14 protein-coding genes and 2 pseudogenes are annotated in these 21,084 nt (G+C 71.2%); 7 read left to right on the plus strand and 9 right to left on the minus strand.

Annotated features, from left to right (window positions below):
- The 9 genes and pseudogenes from xylB to CJ022_RS01850 all read right to left on the minus strand — a co-directional run bounded on the left by xylB (position 1) and on the right by CJ022_RS01850 (position 11,512).
- The gene (xylB, locus tag CJ022_RS01815; RefSeq protein ID WP_101924997.1) at positions 1-1,512 is read right to left on the minus strand and encodes a xylulokinase; all 1,512 of its coding nucleotides are present in this window, start codon (positions 1,510-1,512) and stop codon (positions 1-3) included.
- Between the two features lie 296 nt (positions 1,513-1,808).
- Positions 1,809-2,567: a 2,3-dihydro-2,3-dihydroxybenzoate dehydrogenase gene (locus CJ022_RS01820; protein WP_101924998.1), complete on the minus strand. Its 759-nt coding sequence runs from the start codon at positions 2,565-2,567 to the stop codon at positions 1,809-1,811.
- A gap of 123 nt (positions 2,568-2,690) precedes the next feature.
- Positions 2,691-3,494, minus strand: a complete 804-nt coding sequence (locus CJ022_RS17355; RefSeq protein ID WP_233198562.1) for an alpha/beta fold hydrolase — start codon at positions 3,492-3,494, stop codon at positions 2,691-2,693.
- 25 nt (positions 3,495-3,519) lie between these two features.
- Positions 3,520-6,597: pseudogene (locus CJ022_RS01825) on the minus strand (phosphopantetheine-binding protein); the annotation flags it as partial.
- Positions 6,594-6,821, minus strand: coding sequence for a phosphopantetheine-binding protein (locus CJ022_RS01830; protein WP_101925084.1), 228 nt, complete (start codon positions 6,819-6,821; stop codon positions 6,594-6,596). The pseudogene CJ022_RS01825 and the gene CJ022_RS01830, both read right to left, overlap by 4 nt.
- A 35-nt stretch (positions 6,822-6,856) precedes the next feature.
- Positions 6,857-7,456: an isochorismatase family protein gene (locus tag CJ022_RS01835; RefSeq protein WP_101924999.1), complete on the minus strand. Its 600-nt coding sequence runs from the start codon at positions 7,454-7,456 to the stop codon at positions 6,857-6,859.
- Positions 7,456-9,105 (minus strand): (2,3-dihydroxybenzoyl)adenylate synthase, encoded by a 1,650-nt coding sequence (locus CJ022_RS01840; RefSeq protein WP_101925000.1) that lies wholly within the window; start codon positions 9,103-9,105, stop codon positions 7,456-7,458. Before CJ022_RS01840 ends, CJ022_RS01835 begins: the two co-directional genes overlap by 1 nt.
- A gap of 41 nt (positions 9,106-9,146) precedes the next feature.
- Positions 9,147-10,319 carry an isochorismate synthase gene (locus tag CJ022_RS01845; RefSeq protein ID WP_101925001.1) on the minus strand — a complete coding sequence of 391 codons (1,173 nt, stop codon included), beginning with the start codon at positions 10,317-10,319 and terminating at the stop codon, positions 9,147-9,149.
- A complete protein-coding gene (locus CJ022_RS01850; RefSeq protein WP_101925002.1) occupies positions 10,316-11,512 on the minus strand; it encodes an MFS transporter in 1,197 nt (398 codons plus the stop codon). Before CJ022_RS01850 ends, CJ022_RS01845 begins: the two co-directional genes overlap by 4 nt.
- A gap of 380 nt (positions 11,513-11,892) precedes the next feature.
- Between CJ022_RS01850 and CJ022_RS01855 the strand changes: the two genes are divergently transcribed.
- From CJ022_RS01855 to CJ022_RS01885, 7 genes and pseudogenes are all read left to right on the plus strand, one after another.
- The gene (locus CJ022_RS01855; RefSeq protein WP_101925003.1) at positions 11,893-14,169 is read left to right on the plus strand and encodes a TonB-dependent siderophore receptor; all 2,277 of its coding nucleotides are present in this window, start codon (positions 11,893-11,895) and stop codon (positions 14,167-14,169) included.
- Between the two features lie 15 nt (positions 14,170-14,184).
- Positions 14,185-15,219, plus strand: a complete 1,035-nt coding sequence (locus tag CJ022_RS01860; RefSeq protein ID WP_101925004.1) for an alpha/beta hydrolase — start codon at positions 14,185-14,187, stop codon at positions 15,217-15,219.
- Positions 15,216-16,541 (plus strand): class I SAM-dependent methyltransferase, encoded by a 1,326-nt coding sequence (locus CJ022_RS01865; RefSeq protein WP_101925005.1) that lies wholly within the window; start codon positions 15,216-15,218, stop codon positions 16,539-16,541. Before CJ022_RS01860 ends, CJ022_RS01865 begins: the two co-directional genes overlap by 4 nt.
- Before the next feature lie 98 nt (positions 16,542-16,639).
- Positions 16,640-18,022, plus strand: a complete 1,383-nt coding sequence (locus CJ022_RS01870) for a Vgb family protein (RefSeq protein ID WP_101925006.1) — start codon at positions 16,640-16,642, stop codon at positions 18,020-18,022.
- A 67-nt stretch (positions 18,023-18,089) separates the two neighbouring features.
- Positions 18,090-19,148, plus strand: a complete 1,059-nt coding sequence (locus tag CJ022_RS01875) for an ABC transporter substrate-binding protein (RefSeq protein WP_101925085.1) — start codon at positions 18,090-18,092, stop codon at positions 19,146-19,148.
- Between the two features lie 8 nt (positions 19,149-19,156).
- Positions 19,157-20,184, plus strand: a pseudogene (locus CJ022_RS17695) (FecCD family ABC transporter permease).
- Positions 20,181-20,969 (plus strand): heme ABC transporter ATP-binding protein, encoded by a 789-nt coding sequence (locus CJ022_RS01885; protein WP_101925007.1) that lies wholly within the window; start codon positions 20,181-20,183, stop codon positions 20,967-20,969. Before CJ022_RS17695 ends, CJ022_RS01885 begins: the two are co-directional and overlap by 4 nt.
- The last annotated feature ends 115 nt before the right edge of the window (positions 20,970-21,084 follow it).

The following is a 21,084-nucleotide window of genomic DNA, read 5'->3' on the forward strand; positions in this document are numbered from 1 at the left end:
CTAGTGCGGGGGAGGAGGCGGCGCCGCGTAGACCGGACGAACGGCTTCCAGATGCCGCAGGAAGCGCTGGTAGGCCGGCTGGTAGGCACGCACGCGATCCGGATCGGGCGTACAGGCCAGGGCGGCGTCGACGGCGACGTGCGACGCGGCGAGATCCGCGAGCGATGTCGCATCGCCCTGCGCCCGCTGCAAGGCCCACAGCGCCTGCAGCGCCGCGCCGAAGGCGGCGCTCTCGACCTGCGCGGGCACGTCGACCGGACAATCGAACACATCGGCCACCATCTGCCGCCACGCGGCACTGTTGGCACCGCCGCCGGTCAGGGCGATGCGGTCGAAGCGCATGCCGGCTCCGAGGAACGCGTCGTAGCCGTAGCGCAGGCTGAAGGTCGCGCCCTCCATCGCGGCGCGATAGACGTGGGCCTCGCGCATGTTGTGCGGGCTCAGGCCGGCCAGCACACCCTTGCCGGACGGCAGGTCGGGCGTGCGCTCGCCGTTGAGGAACGGCAGGAAGGTCAGCCCGTCGGCGCCGGGCGCGGTCGCGTCGATCCGCGAATCGCCGTCGCGCGTGCTGAAACCGAACATGCGCGCGACGTGCTCGGTCACCACCGTGCAGTTCATCGTGCAGATCAGCGGCAGCCAGCCACCGCTCGACGAACAGAACGCGGCCCAGGCGCCGTCGGGATCGACGATCGGCCGATCCGCATAGGCGAACAGCGTGCCCGACGTGCCGAGGCTCATCGTCAGCCGGCCTTCGGCGACGCACCCCGTGCCGATCGCCGCCATCATATTGTCGCCGCCACCGACCGAGACCCGCAGGCCGGGCGACAGGCCCAGCGCGCTGGCCATCGCCGGCAGGATAGGAAACGACGCGTCGGGCGCGGCGATCGGCGGCAGGCACGCCGCCAGATCGCGCGTGGCGTCTGTGGCGTCGAGCATGGCCTTCGACCACTGCCGCGTCCGCACATCGAGCCAGCCGGTGCCCGAGGCGTCGCCGTGTTCGCAGAAGCGTTCGCCGGTCAGGACGAAATTCAGATAGTCGTGCGGCAGCAGGATCGTCGCGAGCTTCGCGTAAACCTTGGGACGATGGCGGCGCGTCCACGGCAGCTTGGAGGCGGTGTAGCCGGCGAGGATCGGATTGCCGGCAAGCGCGATGGCGCCCGATGCGCCGCCGACCGCGTCCATGATCTCGCCGCATTCGGCACTGGTGCTGGTGTCGCACCAGAGCTTGGCCGGTCCCAGCACCTCGCCCGCCGCGTCCACCGGCACGAAGCCGTGCTGCTGGCCGGATACGCCGAGCGCGGCGATGCGCTGGCGCAGGCTGACGTCGATGGCGCCGAAGCAGGCCTGCATCGCATCGACCCACGCGGCGGGCTGCTGTTCGCGGCTGCCGTCGTCGCTGCTGATCAGGTCCAGCGGTGCGCTGGCGCTGGCGACCACGGCCCGCGTGGCGGCGTCGTAGACCACCAGTTTGACGCTCTGCGTGCCTGCGTCGAGGCCGGCGACCAGGCTCATTGCGGGACTCCGGACGAAATTAGGTTAGCGCTACCATTGATGGGGCCAAAAAAAAACGAACGGGCTGGAGCAACGATCGACATGGGCGCGTGCAGCGGAAATCGGCGATGGCTGCACTCTAGCCAGTTGCGCCGGAACATGCTTGCTGCGCTGCGGTATAAGCGGTCGGGATTGCCTGCATCGATGCGCGACGCGGTGCCCCGCCCCGGTCGGACGTGCCATCCGGCGACGCCGCTCGCGAACGCGCGAAGCGTCTGCACCCCTGCTAGCCGGTACCGAGGCCTCCGCGCCACGCGTCATGCCCGCAGTGTCGCGCCACCGTCGACGTAGAGATCGCTCATCGCGATGTGACCGGCCTGGTCCGACAGCAGGAACATCACGGCGTTCGCGATGTCGTCGGGCTCGGCCAGCTTGCCGAGCGGAATGCCGCTCTTGAACGTCTCCAGCGTGCCGGCGATCGTGCGCGCCTCACCGCCGGCGTCGGTCCACATGCCGGTCTGCATCGGCGTGCGGGTCGAACCCGGCGCGACGATGTTGCAGCGGATACCGAGCGGCGCGAGTTCGAGGCCGAGGCAGCGCACGAATATCGTCGTCGCGGCCTTCGACGCGGCGTAAGCCGCCATGTTCTGCCGCGGAATGCCGGCGGCGTTGGAGCTGACGGTCACCATCGCGCCGCGACGCCGCGGCGCCATCACGCGGGCCACGGCCTGCGAGACGTGGAAGACGCCGTCGGTGTTGACCGCAAACGTGCGGCGCCATTCGTCCGCGGTGAGATCGAGGACCGACGCGGTCGACAACACGCCGGCCACATTGACGGCGAGATCGATGGGCCCCAGATCCGCTTCCACCCGCGCCACACAGGCTTCTACCGAGGCGAGGTCGGTGACGTCGAGCGCGAAGGCATGACCGCCCTGCTCGACGGAAGACGGCGCGACACGATCGGTCGCGACAACCGTGGCACCACTGGCGCGCAGCAGGCGCACCACCGCTGCACCGATACCGCCGGCCGCGCCGGTAACGAGGGCGATCTTTCCGTCGAAGCCTGTGAGTTGCATTGGGATCTCTCGGGTCGGTGATGACGGTGGATCTTCGGGGCGCTCGTTCGACATCACGATGCGCCCGATCTACCGCAATTGTAGGAGCGCGCTCGCGCGCGATGTGGAGCTACAGGGAACGCGTCATCGCCCGCGAGCGCGCTCCTGCACGCTGTCGAAGGCGGCCAGGCGCGCATCGAGCAGCGGCGCGATGCGCGCGGTGGCGTCGCGACCGGTCAGTTCGGCGTGCAGGAACGGCAGCTCGATCGATTCGATGTGCGCGGCATGCGGCGCCCACAGCGAGGCCCGCAGCTGCGGGCGGTCCGCGTGGTCGTTGCCGGCGCGCACGTGCAGCAGCGTGCCGTCGACGCGGGCGTGCTGATGCAGGCGCACCAGGCGGTTGGTGTCGGTGACCGCGCGCACGACGCCGTCGAGCACCGCGCCCGGCAGATTGCCCAGCGCGCTGTCGCCGCGACGCAGGAAATCGACGATCGCCTCGCGCGTGCGCAGCTCGGGATATGCATCCGGGTCGTAGCCTGCGATCGCCAGCAACGCGCGCAGTGCGGCAATGGCGTCAGGTTCGGGTTCCGCCCGCCAGACTTCGGCGGGATACGCATCGAGCAGTGCCAGCACACCGACCTCGCGCCCCAGCACGCGCAGGCGCACGGCCATGGCCTGGGCGAGGATGCCGCCGACCGACCAGCCGAGCAGATGCACCGGACCGTCCGGCTGCAAGGCGACCACACGGTCGGCGTACTCGGCCGCCAGCGCGTCGATGCTGCCGGGCAACGCCTGCGCGAGATCGAGCGCCGGCGACTGCAGGCCGTACACGCTGCGCGCGGGCGCGAGCGAACGTGCGAGTTCGCGATAGCACCAGGCGATGCCGCCGGCCGGGTGCACGACGAACAGCGGCGCACGCGACGGTGCACCCTGCGCGAGGGCGATCACCGGCGCCAGGCCGTGGTCCGGATCATCGCTCTCGCCTGCGTCGAGCGCGGCGGCGAGCCCTTCGACCGTCGGCGTCGCGAACAGGGCGCCGAGGCCCGGATCGCGGCCGAACGTCTGCTGGATCGCGAGCAGCAGGTGCACGGCGAGCAGCGAATCGCCGCCGAGCGCAAAGAAGTCGGCATCCGCACCGACGCGCGCGATTCCCAAAGTCTCGGCGAACAACGCGGCGAGCGCGACCTCGGTCGGCGTGCGCGGTGCGACGAACGCACCCGGCTCGAACGCGGGTGCCGGCAGCGCATCGCGGTTGAGCTTGCCGTTCGCAGTGACCGGCCAGTCGACCAGCGCGACGAGGGCCGACGGCACCATGTAATCAGGCAACTGTGCGGCGACGAACGTACGCAGCGACGCAGTGTCGAAGTCCGCCGTCGGCTGCAGATAGCCGACCAGACGCCGGTCACCGGCGCGGTCCTCGCGCACGATGACGACCGCCTGCGACGCGAATCCGCTGGCGACGATGGCCGCTTCGATCTCGCCCAGCTCGATGCGCAGGCCGCGCAGCTTGACCTGGTGGTCACTGCGGCCGAGGAACTCGACGGCACCATCGTCGCGCCAGCGTGCGAGGTCGCCGGTCCGGTAGATGCGCTCGCCCGGTCGATGCGGATCGTCGAGGAAGCGCTCGGCGGTCAAGTCTTCGCGGCCCAGATAGCCGCGCGCAAGCTGCACGCCGCCGAGATACAGATCGCCGACGACGCCGGGCGGCAGCGGACGCATGTGCGCATCGAGCACGTACAGCCGCGTGTTCCAGACCGGAAAGCCGATCGGCACCGGGCGCGCGGTGTCGTCCGCATGTCGGACCGTAGAGGTTGTGCAGTTCCGACGTCATGGTCGCGTGGAAGCGGTCGCGCAGGTCGGCATCCAGCGCTTCGCCGCTGACGAAGACGCGACGCGTCGCCAAGCCGCGTGCTTCCGGCGCGCCGAGGAACGCGGCCAGCATCGACGGCACGAAATGCAGCGTGGTGATACCGGCATCAAAGATCAGCCGCGCGATCGCGACTGGATCACGGTGCGCATCCGGCGGTGCGACCACCAGCTTGGCGCCGGCCAGCAGGGGCAGGAAGAACTCCCAGACCGAGACGTCGAACGTTGCCGGCGTCTTCTGCAGGATGCGATCACTCGCGTCGATGCCGTAGTGCGCGCGCATCCACTCGAGACGATTGACGATCGCGCGATGTTCGACGACGACGCCCTTGGGCTCGCCGGTCGAGCCGGAGGTGTAAATGACGTAGGCCGCGTGCTGCGGCGCGACGCCCGGTAGCACGCTGTCGTCCGCACGCTGCGGCCAGTCACGCGGCGCGAAGCGCGGCGCATCGTCCGGCCAGTCGATCCCTTCGTCGGCGTTCGCGAGCAGCGCGACCGGCCGTGCGGACCGCAGAATGCGCGCGCGTCGTTCCAGCGGATGCGCGAGGTCCATCGGTAGATAGGCCGCGCCGGCGCGCAGCACGGCGACCAGCGCGACGACGAGTTCGATCGAGCGCGGCAATGCGACCGCGACGACCGTGTCGGCGCCTGCGCCGCGCGCCTGCAGCACCTGCGCGAGTGCGCGACTGCGCGTGTCGAGTGCGCGGTAGGTCAGAGTCTCGCCTTCGAACACCAGTGCCGGCGCGTCGGGCGTGGCGGCCATCGACGCTTCGATCAGCGCCACCAGGGTCGTATCGGGCACCGGATACGCGGTGGCATTGAAGTTGAACAGCGTGCGCATCGCTTCCTCTGGCGTCGCCAGCGGCACGTCGTCGAGACGCGCATCCGGCTGCGCTGCCACTTCAAGTGCGGCTGCGAGAAAGGTGCGCAGACGCGTCGCGTGAGCGGCGACGTCAGTGTCGGCGTACAGATCGGGATTGGCTTCGATCTCGAGATCGAGCGCCTGCACGCCATCGCCGCGGAAGCCTAGCGTGATGTCGTCGACCGGTCCGGTGCCGAGGATCTCCATCGACGCGCGAGTGCCGGCGAGCAGCGTCGGCCGATAGAACGGCTGCACGTTGATCAGCGGGCCATGCAGACGACGCTGCCCGCCGATCAGGCCGAGATCGCGTCGCAGCTGCTCGCCGCGGTAGCGACCATGCCGGCGACCGCGCAGCAGCGCGCGGACCATCGTCTGCATGAAATCCGCGACGCTCGCATCCGGCAGCGCGGGCACGCGCAGCGGCAGCACGTTCATGACCATCGCCGGCGCGCGCGCGGACGCGCTGCCGAGGCGGCCCATGAAGGGCACGCCGACGACGGCTTCGCCCTGCCCCCCGAAGCGCTGGCAGTAAGCGGCGGTGAGTGCGGTCAGCACGTCGGGCCAAGGCTGGCCGAGCGCCGCTGCCGCGCGTGCGAGGCCGTCGCGGAAGTCCGCGTCGAGCGCTTCGACGTGACGCAGGCAATCGGGCGCGGCATGGGCGAAACCGCCGCCGAGCCCCGACGACGCCGGCATGCCGGCCAGCGTCTCCTGCCAGTACGCCGCATCGGTCGCGCGCTTCTCCGAAACGCGATAGTTCGCGTCCTCCGACAGCACGCCCTCGAGCGGCGCGAAGGTCGTACCGGCAGATGCGTCGGCATACAGCGCACAGGTGCGTTCGGTCAGCAGCGCCATGCCGTAGCCGTCGGTCGCAAGGTGATGCACGCGCAGATACCAGACGAAGCGATTGCCGCCGAGCACGAACAGCCGCTGCAGCGCGAGACGGTCGCGCGCGGGATCGACCGGCGACAGGCGATCGCGTGTCATCGCGACACGCGCGGCGGCGTCCGGCGCGGACTCTGCGGACAGGTCGATGATCTCCAGATGCGACACATGACCCGTCTCGATCCACTGGATCGGCCCCTCGCCGGTCTCGCGCATGCGCAAGGCCAGCGCCGGCGCCTCGTCGGCGGCCTGGGTCGCCGCGCGTACGAAGGCGTCGACATCCAGCACGCCGTCGATCCACAAGGCGTGCGCGGTGTTGAACGCGGGGTTGTTCGGCGCCAGCCGCTGCGCATACCAGAGGCCGGCCTGCGCTTCGGTCAGCGGCCAGCCCGTGCCCGACGTGGCGGCGTCGGCTTCGACGCGGGACGCCGTCGCGGTCATCCGGCGGCGGGCGCGTCGCGCTGCAGGCCCTGCACGACCTGCCACCAGCCGGCGAGCGTGGTGTGCTCGGCGAGCTGCGAGAACTCCAGCGCGATGCCGTGCTCGCTCCAGGCCATCACCAGGCCCAGCACGCGCATCGAATCGAGGCCGAGGTCCATCAGGTTGTCGTCGTCGCGCACGTCTTCAGGCGCTTCACTGATCAGCTTGGCGACATCGGCGCGCATGCGCTCGAGGGTCAAGGGGCCGGTGCGGTCCACAGTCACTGCAGCATCTCCAGAAGTCGGTCGGTGGTCAGCGGCACGCCGCAGGTGCGCGCGATCCAGTGCAGCGCGAGGTCGTGGTCGGCGCGTGAGAAATCGGCGACCGCGTCGGCGACGACGAAGGTCTCGATATCGCGCTGGAAGGCGTCGGTCGCCGTCGACAGCACGCCGATGTGCGCGTAGACGCCGGTGATCAGCAGTTGGTCTCGACCGCGCGCGCGCATCAGCGTGTCGAGATTGCTGCGCTGGAAGGCGCTGTAGCGGTGCTTGACCAGCACGTGGTCGCCTTCGGGACTCGCCTGCATGCCCGGGCCCCAGAGATCGGCCTGCAGGCCGCGATCGCGCCGGTCCTGGTGGCCGCGCTGCGCGGTGTAGAAGACCGGGATGCCGGCGCTGCGGCAATGCGCGAGCAGGTGCGCGAGGTTCTGGATCGCGGGCGCCAGCGGCGCGTCGTCCTGCGCGAAGGCGGCGAGGAAGTAGCGCTGCATGTCGTGGACGAGCAGCGCCGCGCGGGAGGGCTCAGGTATCCACCGGCCGCGCGCGGCCGGGAGTTCGGCCGCGGTAGGCAGCGGATACGGTGCGATCTTCGGCAGGCCCATCAGCCGGCGTCCTTCTGGTCTTCGAGGAAACGCGCGCGCAGCTGTGCACGCAGCTCGCGCCGGCTGATCTTGCCGACCGCCGTAGTGCCGAAGGCATCGACGAACACGATCTGGTCCGGCACCTTGAACGCCGCAAGGCCGCGGCCGCGCACCCAGGCCTTGAGCTCGGCCGGACGCGGTTTCTCGTCACCCGGAATCACGAACGCGCAGCTGCGCTCGCCGAGGAAGTCGTCGGGGATCGACACCACCGCCGCATCGAACACCTGCGGATGCGCGAGCAGGTGGTCTTCGATTTCCTCGGCCGAGATCTTCTCGCCCGCGCGGTTGATGTGGTCCGTCGCCCGGCCCTGCACGATCAGATGGCCGCTCGGCAGGCGCTGCACCATGTCGCCGGTGCGGTAGAAGCCGTCGTCGGTGAACGATCGCGCGTTCGCCGCGTCGTCGTTGTGGTAACCGCGGATCGTGTACGGGCCGCGCGTCAGCAGATGGCCGATTTCGCCATCGGCGACCGGTGCACCGTGATCGTCGACCACGAGGACTTCATCGTCGGCGCTGATCGGCCGGCCCTGTGTGGTCAGCACGAGATCGTCGGCATCGTCGAGCCGTGTGTAGTTCACCAGCCCCTCAGCCATGCCGAACACCTGCTGCAGCGTGCAATTCAGGCCTGCGACGACGCGGCGGGCGGCCTCCGGCACCAGCTTGGCGCCGCCGACCTGCAGCACCTGCAGGCTCGACAGATCATGTGTCGTCTTGCCTGCGGCATCGGCCCACAGTAATGCCAGCGGCGGCACCAGGCCGACGCAGGTCACGCGCTCAGCCGCGATCAACGGGAACGCGGCATCGGGGCCCGGACCGGGACTCAGCACCACGCGCGCACCGGCATACAGCGCGCCGAAGAAACCGGGCGAACTCATCGGGAAGTTGTGCGCGGCCGGCAGCGCGACCAGGTAGACGCTGTCCGCATCGATGCCGCATAGAGCGTTACTTGCGCGAAAGCTGTAGATGTAGTCGTCGTGCGTGCGCGGAATCAGCTTCGACAGGCCGGTACTACCGCCGGAGATCTGCAGGAATGCGACCGACTGCGGATCGGGATCGCCCGGCAGCGCGTCGCGCCGGCCATCGAGCGCATCGACGGCCACGAACTCGGCCGCATTGCCGACCACGAAGACATGCCGCACCGCCGGCACCTCGGCCTGCAGGTCGCGCGCGAGCGTGCGGTAGTCGAAGGCATCACCGCGTTCCGCGCAGACATAGGCGCTGGCCTCGGCCTTGCGCGCGAAGTGCGCGACCTCGGTCAGCCGATGCGCGGGCAAGGCGTAGACCGGCACCAGCTGCGCGCGGAACAGCGCGCAGACCACGGCGATGAATTCCGGGATGTTGCCCAGCTGCACCACGACGCGGTCGCCGGGCGCGAGACCTTGCGCGAGCAGACCCGCGGCGATGCGCTCGGCCTCCGCCCACAGGTGCGCATAGGTCCAGCGGGCGTCACCGCCGACGACGGCAATCGCGTCCGCAAACCGCGTCGCGCGTTCGCGCAGGAAAGCGGGGAAGGTCTCGCCGCGCCAGTGGCCGGCGGCGCGATACCGCGCGACGAAGGCATCGGGCCAGGTCTGGCGCAGCGGCAAGGGCGTGGGCGATGGATCGGACATACGGACAAACGGGTCTTCTGGATCGTCGGGAGAAAAGTCGCTCAGGCTGCGCCGGCGTCGTCGATGCCCAGCGCATTGCGGAGCGCCATGAACTTGGCGGCGGTCTCGTCGACTTCCGACTCGGGCTGCGAGCCGGCCACGATACCGGCCCCGGCGTAGAGGTGCATCGTGCGGCCCTGCACGCGCGCGCAGCGGATCGACACGTACCAGTCGCCATCGCCCGCCGCGTCGGTCCAGCCGACCGCGCCGGCGTAGAAGCCGCGGTCGAACGGTTCGTAGGCGCGGATCGCCTGCAGCGCCGCCAGGCGCGGCGTGCCGCAGACCGCCGGGGTCGGATGCAGCACGCCGGCCAGCGTCGCCGACGACACGTCGGCGTCCTTGAGCGTGCCGGTGATGCGGGTCGCGAGATGCCACATCGTTGCGGTGGCGTGCAGCGACGGGCGCGGCGGCGCCGCCAGTTCGCGGCACAGCGGCGCGAGGCCGTCGAGGATCGCTTCGACGACCAGCCTGTGTTCGTGCAGATCCTTGCCCGACGCCAGCAGCGCGTCCGTGCGATGCCGGTCTTCGACCGGATCGCCGATCCGGCGCGCCGAGCCGGCCAGGGGATGCGAGACCACCGCGCGGCCGCGACGCGAGACCAGCAGTTCCGGCGTCGCACCGACCAGCCACGCGGGCGCATCGCCCGGGGCGACCGGCAGCGGCACGACGAAGGTGGTGACGCTCGCATCGGCGCCGAGCCGCAGCGCCAGCGCCTGCGGATCGATCGGGGCGGCTGCTTCGACCCGCAGCCCGCGCGCCAGCACGACCTTGCGCAGGGCATCCGCGTCCCCGTCCGGCGCGTCGCGCAACATGGCCACGCAGCGCGCGACGGCGTCGGCATAGGCGGCCGCGGTCGGTACCTCGGACGTCGCCACCAGCGGGCCGATCGCGGCCGGCGTTGCCGGGTCCGAGGCCGGCGGCGACAGGCGCACCGGCTGATGCAGGGCGTCGTCGTGGCGCGGGTCGAACGGCAGCGCGCCGACGAGCAACGCCGGCCCGGAACGCGGCGCAGCGAAGAACGCGGCGACCCGCGCCCCCAGTGTCGCCGCCGGTCCGGACGGCAGCCGCGCCTGCACGCCTTCAGTGGCCAGATGGCGATCCGGCGCATGCAGCCGGAACGGCGCCTGCGTGCCGGCGTCGCGCAGCTCGTGCAGCAAGGACGCCGCGTGGTTCATGCGGCGCGTCTCACGTGCGCCGCCGCGGCCAGCGACAGGCCGAGCAGCACGACACCGACCAGCACATAAGGCGCGTTCGGCGACCAGCGGTACAGCAGCGTGCCCAGCAGCGGGCCGGCGACCATGCCCATGCCCTGCACCGAGGCGACCGTGCCCGCGGCGGCGCCCTGCTCGTGCGCCTCGACCGAATCCGCGGCCAGGCCCTGGAACGACGGAAACACGAATCCCATGCCGAAAGCCGCGACGCCGTAGGCCGCCAGCAGCTGCCACTGCGCCGCGACCAGGGCCGAGGACCCGAAACCGATCGCCGAGATCAGCGCGCCCAGCGCGATCCAGCGCGCCGGCGGCACCGACGTCAGCCGCATCACCAGCGCCTGGGCGAAGATCAGCCCGACGCCGACGGCGGTCAGCGACAGGCCGGCGACGCGGGCGCCATCTTCCGGCGACAGCTGCAGCCGGTCGATCGCGAAGAAGCCGACGACGACCTGGGCGATCGTCACCGACATCATCGCCGCGAACACCGCATACACCGGCAGGCGCAGGCGACGATCGAAGACCGCCATCGTCGGCCGCGGCCCGTTGCGGGTGGCATCGGCGGGCGTGGTGGCCGGCAGCCGCCACCACAGGGACAGCAGCGACAGCAGCGGCAGCGCGGCGGCGATGTACAGCGCCAGCGCGATGTCGTGGAACGCGATCCAGCCCGCGGCCGCCGGGCCGAGCACCATGCCCACCGCGTTCGCCGTGCCCAGGCGCGCCATCACGCTGGCGCGGCCGCCGGGCGGCACTTCGTCGGCGACGACCGCGGCCGCCGTCGGCGGCACCGCGGCGTAGAACAATCCGACCAGCGCGCGGGTGCCGACCAGCACCACGACCGACAGCCACACCGCCGGCGGGTTGCGCAGCGCCAGGTCCACGAACACCGCCATTGCGATGTAGACCACCGCGTAGCCGGCCAGCGAGATCAGCAGCACGCGCCTGCGGCCGATCCGGTCGCTGAGCACGCCCCAGCGGCGCGCCGACAGCATCCACAGCACGCCGGCCGCCGTCACCGACAGCCCCGCATGCCATTCGGCGAGCCCGAGGATGCGCACCACCGGGCCCACCACGGCGACGAACGCCATCATCGCCATGGTGCCCGCGAGGGCGGTGAACACGAGCGCGGGCAGACCGGAAACGGCGGGGCGGGACGACATGTCGGAACTCGCAGGGGCGTTGCGTCACGGCGCACGAGGGACGCGGAACAGCGCGCGACGGCGGCGCCGTCGGCGTGGACATCGGCGCCCCAGCAATGCGGTGCGACGACATCCGGTCGAGCTGCGAAATGATAGCAGTTCTCATCTTTGGCGCTGCCTTTGCCACAGGACGCTGGGTTGCGGAGGGTTGCCGACGAACGGGGAATTGCGCGCCGTCACGGCACGGATCCGGACCGCCATGCGCGGAGTTGACCGCTCGTGGTTGAGAATGACTCCTATTCACCCTATGATGCGCGCCTGCCGGCCTGGCCGGTGTCCATCCCTGCCCCCGAGGTCTCAGCTGCCGCCAGAGACACAGGCGTCTGCTTGCCGGAGTCCGCATGTCCGTCCGTCCGTTGCATCCCGCCCGCGCCGTCCCGCGCGCCCTGCTGTCCACCGCGATCGCGCTGTCGCTGTCCCCGGTCGCGTCGGCCCAGTCGCAGACCGACGACGATCCGCGGGAACTCGACACCGTCCACGTGACCGCGGAAGCCATCGCCCGCCAAGCGCTCGGCACCTCGGTCATCACCGTCGAGGACATCGAACGGCGGCCGCCGGCCAACGACCTGGCCGAACTGATCCGGACGATGCCGGGCGTCAACCTCACCGGGAACAGCTCCTCCGGCCAGTACGGCAACAACCGCCAGATCGACCTGCGCGGCATGGGGCCGGAAAACACCCTGATCCTCGTCGACGGCAAGCCCGTGGGCTCGCGCGATTCGATCCGCATGGGCCGTAGCGGCGAGCGCAACACCCGCGGCGACACCAACTGGGTGCCGGCCGAGGCGGTCGAGCGCATCGAAGTGCTGCGGGGTCCGGCCGCGGCCCGCTACGGCTCCGGCGCCTCGGGCGGCGTGGTCAACATCATCACCAAGCGGCCGACCGGCGACCTGACCGGTTCGCTGAGCCTGTACGGCCTCGTACCGCAGCACGGCGAGGAAGGCGGCAGCCACCGCGCCGGCGTGACCCTCAGCGGTCCGCTCACCGAGGCGCTGTCGTTCCGCGTCTACGGCAACGTCAACAAGACCGAGGCCGACTCGCTCGATCTCAATTCGGACTTCCTGACCGACGTCGGCGTCACCCCGCCCGCCGGCCGCGAAGGCGTGCGCAACCGCGACGTCAACGCGCTGTTGCGCTGGGACGTCAACGCCGCGCACGTGCTCGAGTTCGAGGCCGGCACCAGCCGCCAGGGCAACCTCTACGCCGGCGACCGCGCCGTCAGCCTCGACGGCACGCCGCTGCTGACCGAACTGGCCGAAGCAGGCGCCGAGACCAACCGCATGTACCGCAACAGCGGCGCGATCACCCATCGCGGCGTCTGGGGCGACGCCAGCTCGCGCCTGACGCTTGGGTTCGAAGGCACCAACAACAAGCGGCTCAACGAGGGCCTGGCCGGCGGACCGGAGGGCAGCATCGGCACCGCGACCGCATGGTCGACCTCGCGCCTGCGCAACGCCAGCATCGACGGCGAGGTGAACCTGCCGACGACGCTGGGCACGATCGAACACGTGTGGACCGTCGGCTTCGAGCATCGCGACAGCGAGCTCGAGGATCCGTACTCGGTCACGCAGTCGGGCAACAACGGCGGCGGCATCCCGGGCCTGGATCCGGACCGCGGCGGCGGCCGGGCCGATGCCCAGACCAGCGCGGTGTTCGTCGAGGACAACATCTATGCCGGCGAGCGCTGGATCGTGACGCCCGGCGTGCGCTTCGACCACCACAGCCAGTTCGGCAACAACCTGAGCCCCAGCCTCAACGTGCAGTTCGCACTGGGCGACGATCTCAAGCTCAAGGGCGGCGTGGCGCGTGCGTTCAAGGCGCCGAATCTCTACCAGTCGAATCCGAACTACCTCTACTACACGATGGGCTTCGGCTGCCCGGACAACTTCCCCAGCCTCGGCTCGGGCTGCTACATCCTCGGCAACGACGCGCTCGACGCCGAGACCAGCCTCAACAAGGAGATCGGCATCGAATGGGCGCCGCTGTCGGGCTACCACGCGTCGTTGACCTATTTCCACAACGACTACGAGGACAAGATCGTCTCGGGCGTGGAACCGGTCGGCCAGACGCCGGGCACGCCGGTGGTGGCGCCCGCGCGGATCTTCCGCTGGGAGAACGCACCGGACGCGGTGGTGCAGGGACTGGAGGGCAACATCAATGTGCCCCTGCTCGGCGACGCCGGCGACGTGCTGAAGTGGACCAACAACCTCACCTACATGATCGAGAACGAGAACACGCTGACCGGGCAGCCGCTGTCGGTGATCCCCGAGTACACGGTCAACACCGCGCTCGACTGGCAGGCCACCGACGCGCTGTCGCTGCTGCTGACCGGCACGTTCTACGGCCGCCAGGAACCGGCCACGCGCGACATGAACAACGACGACCGCTGCGACGAGGTCGGTGCCGACTGCACAGCGGTGCGCCAGGTCCGCGAGGCCTACAACGTCTGGGGCATCGGCGCGCGCTACCGCATCACCGATACGGTCAGCCTCGGCGGCGGCGTCAACAACCTGTTCGACAAGCGCCTGTTCCGCGAATCCAACAGCAGCTACGCCGGCGCCGCGACCTACAACGAGCCCGGCCGCGCCTACTACGTGAGCATGAACATCGGCTTCTGACCGATACTCGGACGCATGAGCAAACGCCCCCGCAAGCCCGCCCTGCGCACCCGCGCCGCGACGTTCGCCGTCGCGGCCGGCGTGCTGTTCGCGCTGCAGTCCATCGCTGCGCCGCCCGCATCCGCGCAGCAGCGCAACCCGACCCAGGCGATCGGCGAGACCGTCGCCGACCGCGCCTCGGCGCACTACGCGTTCACGCGTTTCAACGTGACCAGCGCCGATGGCAGCCGGGTCTGGCGCGTGCACGTCGCGGTGCCGAAGACGCCGGCGCCGGATGCGGGGTTCCCCGCATTCTGGATGCTCGACGGCAATGCCGCGCTGATCGAATTCGACGACGCGCTGCTCGCCGAACTCGCCGCGCAGCCGCAACCGCAGGCGCTGGTGTTCGTCGGCTACGACAATGCGCTGCGCATCGATTCGGAAGCGCGTACGCGCGACTACACGCCCGTCCCCGGCGAGCGGCCCGTGCGCGGCGGCGGCACGATCACCGGCGGCGGCGGCGCCGATGCGCTGCTGGAGACGATCGAGCGCGACATCCGTCCGCAACTCGCGACGCACGTCGCGATCGATCCGCAGCGCGAGACGCTGTGGGGCCATTCGCTGGCCGGCCTGTTCACCCTGCATGCGCTGTATACGCGCGCTGGCGCGTTCGCCACCTACGCCGCCGGCAGTCCCTCGCTGTGGTGGGGCGACGGCGCGCTGCTCGGTGCGCCGGAGCAGCGCTTCATCGCCCACAACGCCGGGCGCCCGGCGCGCGTGCTGATCGGTCTGGGCGAAGGCGAGCGCCAGGTGGCCCACCGCGACCTCACCGATCCGCGCGTCCAGGTGCACCTGCGCCGCATCGAGGCCGCGCCGCCGGATTCGGCCGAGAAGCTCGCGCAGCGCCTGTCCGCGGTCGACGGACTCGACGTCGAATACCGGGAATTCCCGGCGCTGACCCACGGCCCGATGTTCCGCGCGTCGCTGATGTGGGCGCTGCATGCGATCGCCGGCATCGCCGATCACAGCGCGACGCCGAGCCACGCCGACGGCGTGGACCCGAACCGGTGAACGCGGTCGCGACGGACATCGACGGCTATGTGGCGGATGCCGGTGCCGCCTACCCGATGCATTTCCATCGCGAACAGATGCCGGCGTGGCTGCACGCCAGCGCCACCGCGCTCGGCTTCCGCGCGCCGGATCTCGCCACTCCCTACCGCTGGTGCGAGCTCGGCAGCGGCGCGGGCCTCACCGCGCTCGTCGCGGCGGCCTGCAATCCGTCGGGGCGCTTCACCGCGGTCGATGCGGACACGGCGCAGATCGCACGCGCGCGCGGCATCGCCGAACGCGCGGGCCTGGCCAATCTCGACTTCATCCACGCCGACCTGCGCGAATACGCGACGCACGGCGGGGAACCGTTCGACTTGGTCGTCTCGCACGGCCTGTGGGCATGGGTGTCGGACGAGGTGCGCAACGCGATGCTCGCGATCGTTGATCGGCGCCTCGCACGCGGCGGGCTGCTCGAACTCGGCTACATGAGCCATCCGGGCGCCTCGCAACTGCAGGGCGCGCAGCGCCTGCTGCACGAGGCCGGGCGCCTTCTCGAAGGCGAGACGCCGGCACGCGTGAGCGGCGCGCTGTCGCTGCTGCGCGATCTCGCCGACGGCGGCGCCGGCTTCTTCGCCGAGCACCCGGGCGCGTCGCGCCAGCTCGATGCGATGGAGCGCGAGCCGGCCGGCTACATCGCCCACGAATTCCTCGGCGCGCACTGGCAACCGCAGCACGTCGCCGACGTGATCCGCGCGTTCGCCGGCGTGGGCTGCGGTTTCCTCGGCAGCGCGACGCCGATCGAGAACATCGATGCGCTGTCGATCCCCGGCCGGCTGCAGGCGCGTCTGCGCACCCTGCCCCCGGGCCCGCTGGCCGAAACCGCGCGCGATCTCGCCCGCAACCAGAGCCTGCGCCGGGATCTGTTCCAGCGCGACGCGCATCGGCTCGACGCCGCCGCACACCTCGCCGCGCTCGATGCGCTGGTGTTCGCCGCCCTGCCCGGCGCGCCGTCGACCCTCACCGGCGATCTGCGCTTCGAGACCCGCATCGGCCCGGTGACCGGCGCGCGCGATCTCTTCGCACCCGCGCTTGACGCATTGGCGCAGGGACCCCGGTCGTTCGCGACCCTGCGCGCGCTGGCGCCCTACGACGCCGCCCCGGGCCTGCTCAACCAGGCGCTGCAGGCGCTGACCTGGGCCGGGTTCGTGCATCCCTGCCTGTCGTCGCGCCGCGACACCCCGGCCGATGCGCTGGCGCGTCAACTCGCTCCGCTTGCGGACGCTCCCGCATTGGCGCTGCTGCCGGCGATCGGGTCCGCCGCCTTGCGCCGGGCACCGCGATGACCTCCCCCGCACGCCCGCCCCACGTCGTGTCCGCGCACCCCGCACTGTCTTTCCGGCGCTACGCAAGGCCGGTCCAATCCACGCTCCAGGAGTTCGTCATGCAAAAGCTGTCCTCGCGTCGTCTGCGTCTCGCCGCCCTGTCCCTCGCCCTGTGCGCCGCCGTCGGCGCCGTGGGGGCGCAGGGCTTCGGCCCGCCGGCGATCGACTTCAAGGGGTCCGTGCGCCCCGGCAGCCCGGTGATCAGGGCGGGCGATGCCGTCGAGATGACCGGCCAGGGCTTCCAGCCAGGCCAGGCCGTGACCCTGCTGCGCGGCGAGACCGTGCTCAATGCCACCCCGTGGACCGCCGATGCCGAAGGCCGTGTCAGCGGCCAGGTGCAGATTCCCGCCGATGCCGTCGTGGGCCGCCATCCGGTGGTGATGCGCGTCGCCAATCCGGATGCCGCCGCCGTGATCGATCTGAAGGTCTCCAAGGACGTGCCGCTGTCGGGCGCGGATCGTTACGACGTGACCACCAACAAGCTGGTGCAGGGCCTGTACCAGGTCGCGCACAGCGAGGCGTCGGACGCACTGTTCGTCACCGCCGCCGTCGGTCGCCCGCCGGTCACCCAGTCCGAGCTGCTCAAGCTCGATCCCGACACGCTGGAGATCACCGCGCGCGTCACGCCGGCCCAGGTCGAGGGGCAGACCGACGGTCGCGTCTATGCGGTCTACGGCGTGGCGGTGGACGATGCCAACGGCAACGTCTGGGTGACCAATACCCGCGACGACACGGTGGCCGTGTACCGCCAGTCGGACCTGTCGCTGGTCAAGCAGTTCGACACCGGCGTGCTCCCGCACGGCCGCGACGTCGTCGTCGACACCAAGGACAACCGCGTCTGGGCCAGCGGCTTCGGCGGCGGCAAGTTCGTGGCCTTCGACGCGACGACGCTCGAGGTGGTGCAGGACCTGACCGTGCCGTCGGAGGTGCGCGGCGAGGAATTCGGCCCGATGGCGCTGACCGTCGACCCGGTCGGCGGCAAGCTCTATTCGGTGGGCCTGTCGACGGGTGAGGTGGTGGTGCTCGATGGCGCCACCGGCGAGGTCGACAGGATGTTCCGCTTTCCGACGATCAACGGCGGCATCGGCGTCGCGATCGACCCCGAGGGCCGTCGCCTCTACGTCGCGGCGCAGGGCAGCGACAACCTGGTGATCGCCAACGCCGACACCGGCGAGGTGCTGCATGACGTCTACGTCGGCGCGGGCGCGGTGTACGTCGCGTTCGACCCGCACACCAAGCTCGCCTACGTCGCGAGCCGCGGCGCGGGCACGGTGACCGCAGTCGACGCCGACGGCACCATCGTCGCCAACCTCGACGGCGGCACCTTCCCCAACCACGTGCTGCCGGTCGGCGACGGCACCGTCTACGCGATCAACAAGTCGCGCGGCGCCGAGGACCAGGAAGGTGACCAGATCCGCCGGATCACGCCGAAAACCAACTAAAATCGTGCCCTCGCAGCGGCCGGACCCGGTCCGGCCGCTGCTTTTTTTTGCCGGGATGGAACTGCTGATGTCCGATCACCGCCTGCGCGCGCCCCTCGCCATCGCGCTCGCCTGCGCGCTCGCGGCCTGCGCGCCGTCGACGACGCCGCCTGCCGCGACCGAAACGGCAGACGACGCCGTCGCGCCCGCCGCCGACGCCCCCCTGCCCGCCGGCTGGCGGCGTATCGCCGGCACCGACATCCCGCGCGTCGCGCGCTCGGCGCAGGACCTGCCCGTCACCGTGCGCTCCGACGACGGCGTCGACGTCACCATCGCCGACACCGCCCGCACGATCGTCGGCAACGACGACATCGTCCTGGTCATGGAGGCGCTCGGCCTCGGCGAGCAGGTGTTCGCCGCCCCGACCAACAGCGTCACCACGACCGGCCGCAACGCGCCGCATCATTTCCTCTTCAACCGCACGACCGGCATCGAAGGCGTGCTGAGCCTCGACGGCACCCTGTTTGTCGGCAACAGCCTGCGCCGCCACGGCAAGCTCGCCCAGCCGCTGCGCGACGCGGGCCTGACCCTGGTCATCGTCGACGAACTGCAGCCGATCCCGGACAAGGTGCGCAAGCTGGCCGCGGTGTTCGGCCATGCCGACGAAGGCGAACAACTCGCCGCGCAGGTGCAGCAGCAGCTCGACGAGGCGCTGCGCATTGCCGCCACGCACACCCGCAAGCCGCGCGTGATCCACGTCTCGGCCACCGGCGGCGGCGGCACGCCGACGGTCGGCGGGGCCGACACCGCGGCCGCGGCGAGCATCCGCCTCGCCGGCGGCGTCAACGTCGGCGACGAGGCCAAGGTCGCCAACTATTCCCAGCTCAGCAACGAAGGCATCGTCGCGGTCGAGCCGGACGTCATCCTCGTCAGCGAGGACGACCTGCGCGTGTTCGGTGGCGAAGCCGGCCTGTGGCAGGCCTATCCGTCGCTGCGGCAGACGCCGGCCGGCATCGCCAACCGCGTCTGGGTCATGCCCGACGTGCAGCTCAAGGTCAGCAGCATCGCCGGCGGCGCCGGCGCGATCGCGCTGGCCGAAGCGCTGGCCACGCTGGCGGCCGAACTCGACGCCCCACCCGGCGCATGAGCGACGCGATGCGCACGGCCCACCGCGCTGGCGGCAGCGTGCGCCGCCCGCCCGGCGGCCTGCTGTTCGTCGTGTCGCTGGCCCTGCTCGTCGCGGTGATCGTGCTGTCGTTCGGCATCGGACCGCTCCGCATTCCGCCGGGCGACGTGATCCACGTCATCGCCCACAAGCTGGGGCTGGTCGACGCCGGCGCGCTGAGCCAGCGCGACATCTCGGTGGTGTGGACCCTGCGCGTGCCGCGCGCACTGCTGGCCGTGCTGGTCGGCGCGTCGCTGGCGATGGCCGGCGCCGGCCTGCAGGGCCTGTTCGGCAATCCGCTCGCGGATCCGGGCATCGTCGGCGTGACCCACGGCGCCGCGCTCGGCGCGGTCGCGGCGATCGTGCTCGGCGCGACCGCATTCGGCGCGTGGACGATCCCGGTCGCCGCCTTCGCCGGCGGCGCGGCGACGACGACGCTGATCTATTTGCTGGCGCGCCCCGATCGCGGCAGCGGCACGGCGCCCATGCTGCTGGTCGGCGTCGCGACTTCACCTACATCGCCGATGCCGGCGAACTGCAGTCGCTGGTGTTCTGGCAGATGGGGTCGCTGTCGCTGGCGAACTGGACGTCGCTGCTGGCCGCGGTGCCGGCGTTCGCCATCGGCACGGTCGCGCTGCGGCTGCTGGCGACGCCGCTCGACATGCTGGCGCTGGGCGAACGCCAGGCGCAGCACATCGGCTTGGACGTGCGGCGCGCGCGGATGCTGCTGGTCACCGTGTGCGCGCTGCTGGTCGGCTCGGCGGTCGCGTTCGCCGGCGTCGTCGGTTTCGTCGGCCTGGTGGTGCCGCATTTCGTGCGCCTGCTCGCCGGCCCCGGCCATCGCTGGCTGATCCCGCTGTCGGCGGTGGTCGGTGGCCTGCTGATCGTCGTCGCCGACACCGCCGCGCGCAGCCTGGATCCGCCGTCGGAAATTCCGCTGGGCCTGTTTTCGGCCGCGCTCGGTGCGCCGTTCTTCCTGTGGCTGGTGCTGCGACGCCGGCACCGGGGCATGGCATGAGCACGCAGGCGATCGACGACGTGCTCGCGATCGACGGGGTCAGCGTGCACATCGACGGGCGCGCGATCCTCGACGCGGTCGACCTGCGCTTCGCACGCGGCACGCTCACGGCGCTGGTCGGCCCGAACGGCGCCGGCAAGTCGACGCTGCTGGCCGTCGCGGCCGGCGACCTGGCGCCGCATGCCGGCCAGGTGCGGCTGGCGGGCACGGACCTGCGTGCATGGAAGGCCCGGGCGCTGGCCCGCGAACGCGGCGTGCTGCCGCAGGACCACGCGGTGCGCTTCGGCTTCAGCGTGCGCGAGGTCGTCGCGATGGGTCGCCTGCCGCATGCGCCCGATCCTGCGGCGGATACCCGCATCGTCGACGCGGCGCTGACGGCGGCCGACGTCGTGCCGCTGTCGGATCGCGACGTGCAGACGCTGTCGGGCGGCGAAGCCTCGCGCACCGCGTTCGCGCGCGTGCTCGCGCAGACCACGCCGGTGCTGTTCCTCGACGAACCCACGGCCGCCCTCGACCTGCACCACCAGGAAAGCGTGCTGCGCGAGGCGCGCCGGCTCGCCGATGGCGGCGCCTGCGTCATCGTCGTGCTGCACGACCTCAACCTCGCCGCCGGCCATGCGGACCGCATCGTCATCCTGCACGGCGGCCGCATCGCGGCCGACGGCACGCCGCGCGACGTGCTCACCCGGGACCTGATCGAACGCGTCTACGGCCAGCCGGTGCTGGTGCTCGAACACCCCACGCGCGGCGTGCCACTGGTCGTCAACGACGATCCGCGCGACTGAGCGCGCGGGTCCCGGCGGGCCGCCACAAGACGCGACCAGGAGCCGCGGCACGCTGCAGGCTGCGCGTGCGTGCCCGGTCTGCGACTAGCGCGGTTCGCCGACGATCGCGACCGCC

This window comes from Luteimonas rhizosphaerae (assembly GCF_002849595.1).
GTDB lineage: Bacteria > Pseudomonadota > Gammaproteobacteria > Xanthomonadales > Xanthomonadaceae > Luteimonas > Luteimonas cellulosilyticus.

What these genes read in the sequence shown, in the direction of transcription:
- xylB (WP_101924997.1), bottom strand. Translation starts at nt 1,512, where the DNA reads ATGAGCCTGGTCGCCGGCCTCGACGCAGGCACGCAGAGCGTCAAACTG.
- CJ022_RS01820 (WP_101924998.1), bottom strand. Translation starts at nt 2,567, where the DNA reads ATGCAACTCACAGGCTTCGACGGAAAGATCGCCCTCGTTACCGGCGCG.
- CJ022_RS01830 (WP_101925084.1), bottom strand. Translation starts at nt 6,821, where the DNA reads ATGCGCGCCGATGTCGCCAAGCTGATCAGTGAAGCGCCTGAAGACGTG.
- CJ022_RS01835 (WP_101924999.1), bottom strand. Translation starts at nt 7,456, where the DNA reads ATGGGCCTGCCGAAGATCGCACCGTATCCGCTGCCTACCGCGGCCGAA.
- CJ022_RS01840 (WP_101925000.1), bottom strand. Translation starts at nt 9,105, where the DNA reads ATGTCCGATCCATCGCCCACGCCCTTGCCGCTGCGCCAGACCTGGCCC.
- CJ022_RS01845 (WP_101925001.1), bottom strand. Translation starts at nt 10,319, where the DNA reads ATGAACCACGCGGCGTCCTTGCTGCACGAGCTGCGCGACGCCGGCACG.
- CJ022_RS01850 (WP_101925002.1), bottom strand. Translation starts at nt 11,512, where the DNA reads ATGTCGTCCCGCCCCGCCGTTTCCGGTCTGCCCGCGCTCGTGTTCACC.
- CJ022_RS01855 (WP_101925003.1), top strand. Translation starts at nt 11,893, where the DNA reads ATGTCCGTCCGTCCGTTGCATCCCGCCCGCGCCGTCCCGCGCGCCCTG.
- CJ022_RS01860 (WP_101925004.1), top strand. Translation starts at nt 14,185, where the DNA reads ATGAGCAAACGCCCCCGCAAGCCCGCCCTGCGCACCCGCGCCGCGACG.
- CJ022_RS01870 (WP_101925006.1), top strand. Translation starts at nt 16,640, where the DNA reads ATGCAAAAGCTGTCCTCGCGTCGTCTGCGTCTCGCCGCCCTGTCCCTC.
- CJ022_RS01875 (WP_101925085.1), top strand. Translation starts at nt 18,090, where the DNA reads ATGTCCGATCACCGCCTGCGCGCGCCCCTCGCCATCGCGCTCGCCTGC.
- CJ022_RS01885 (WP_101925007.1), top strand. Translation starts at nt 20,181, where the DNA reads ATGAGCACGCAGGCGATCGACGACGTGCTCGCGATCGACGGGGTCAGC.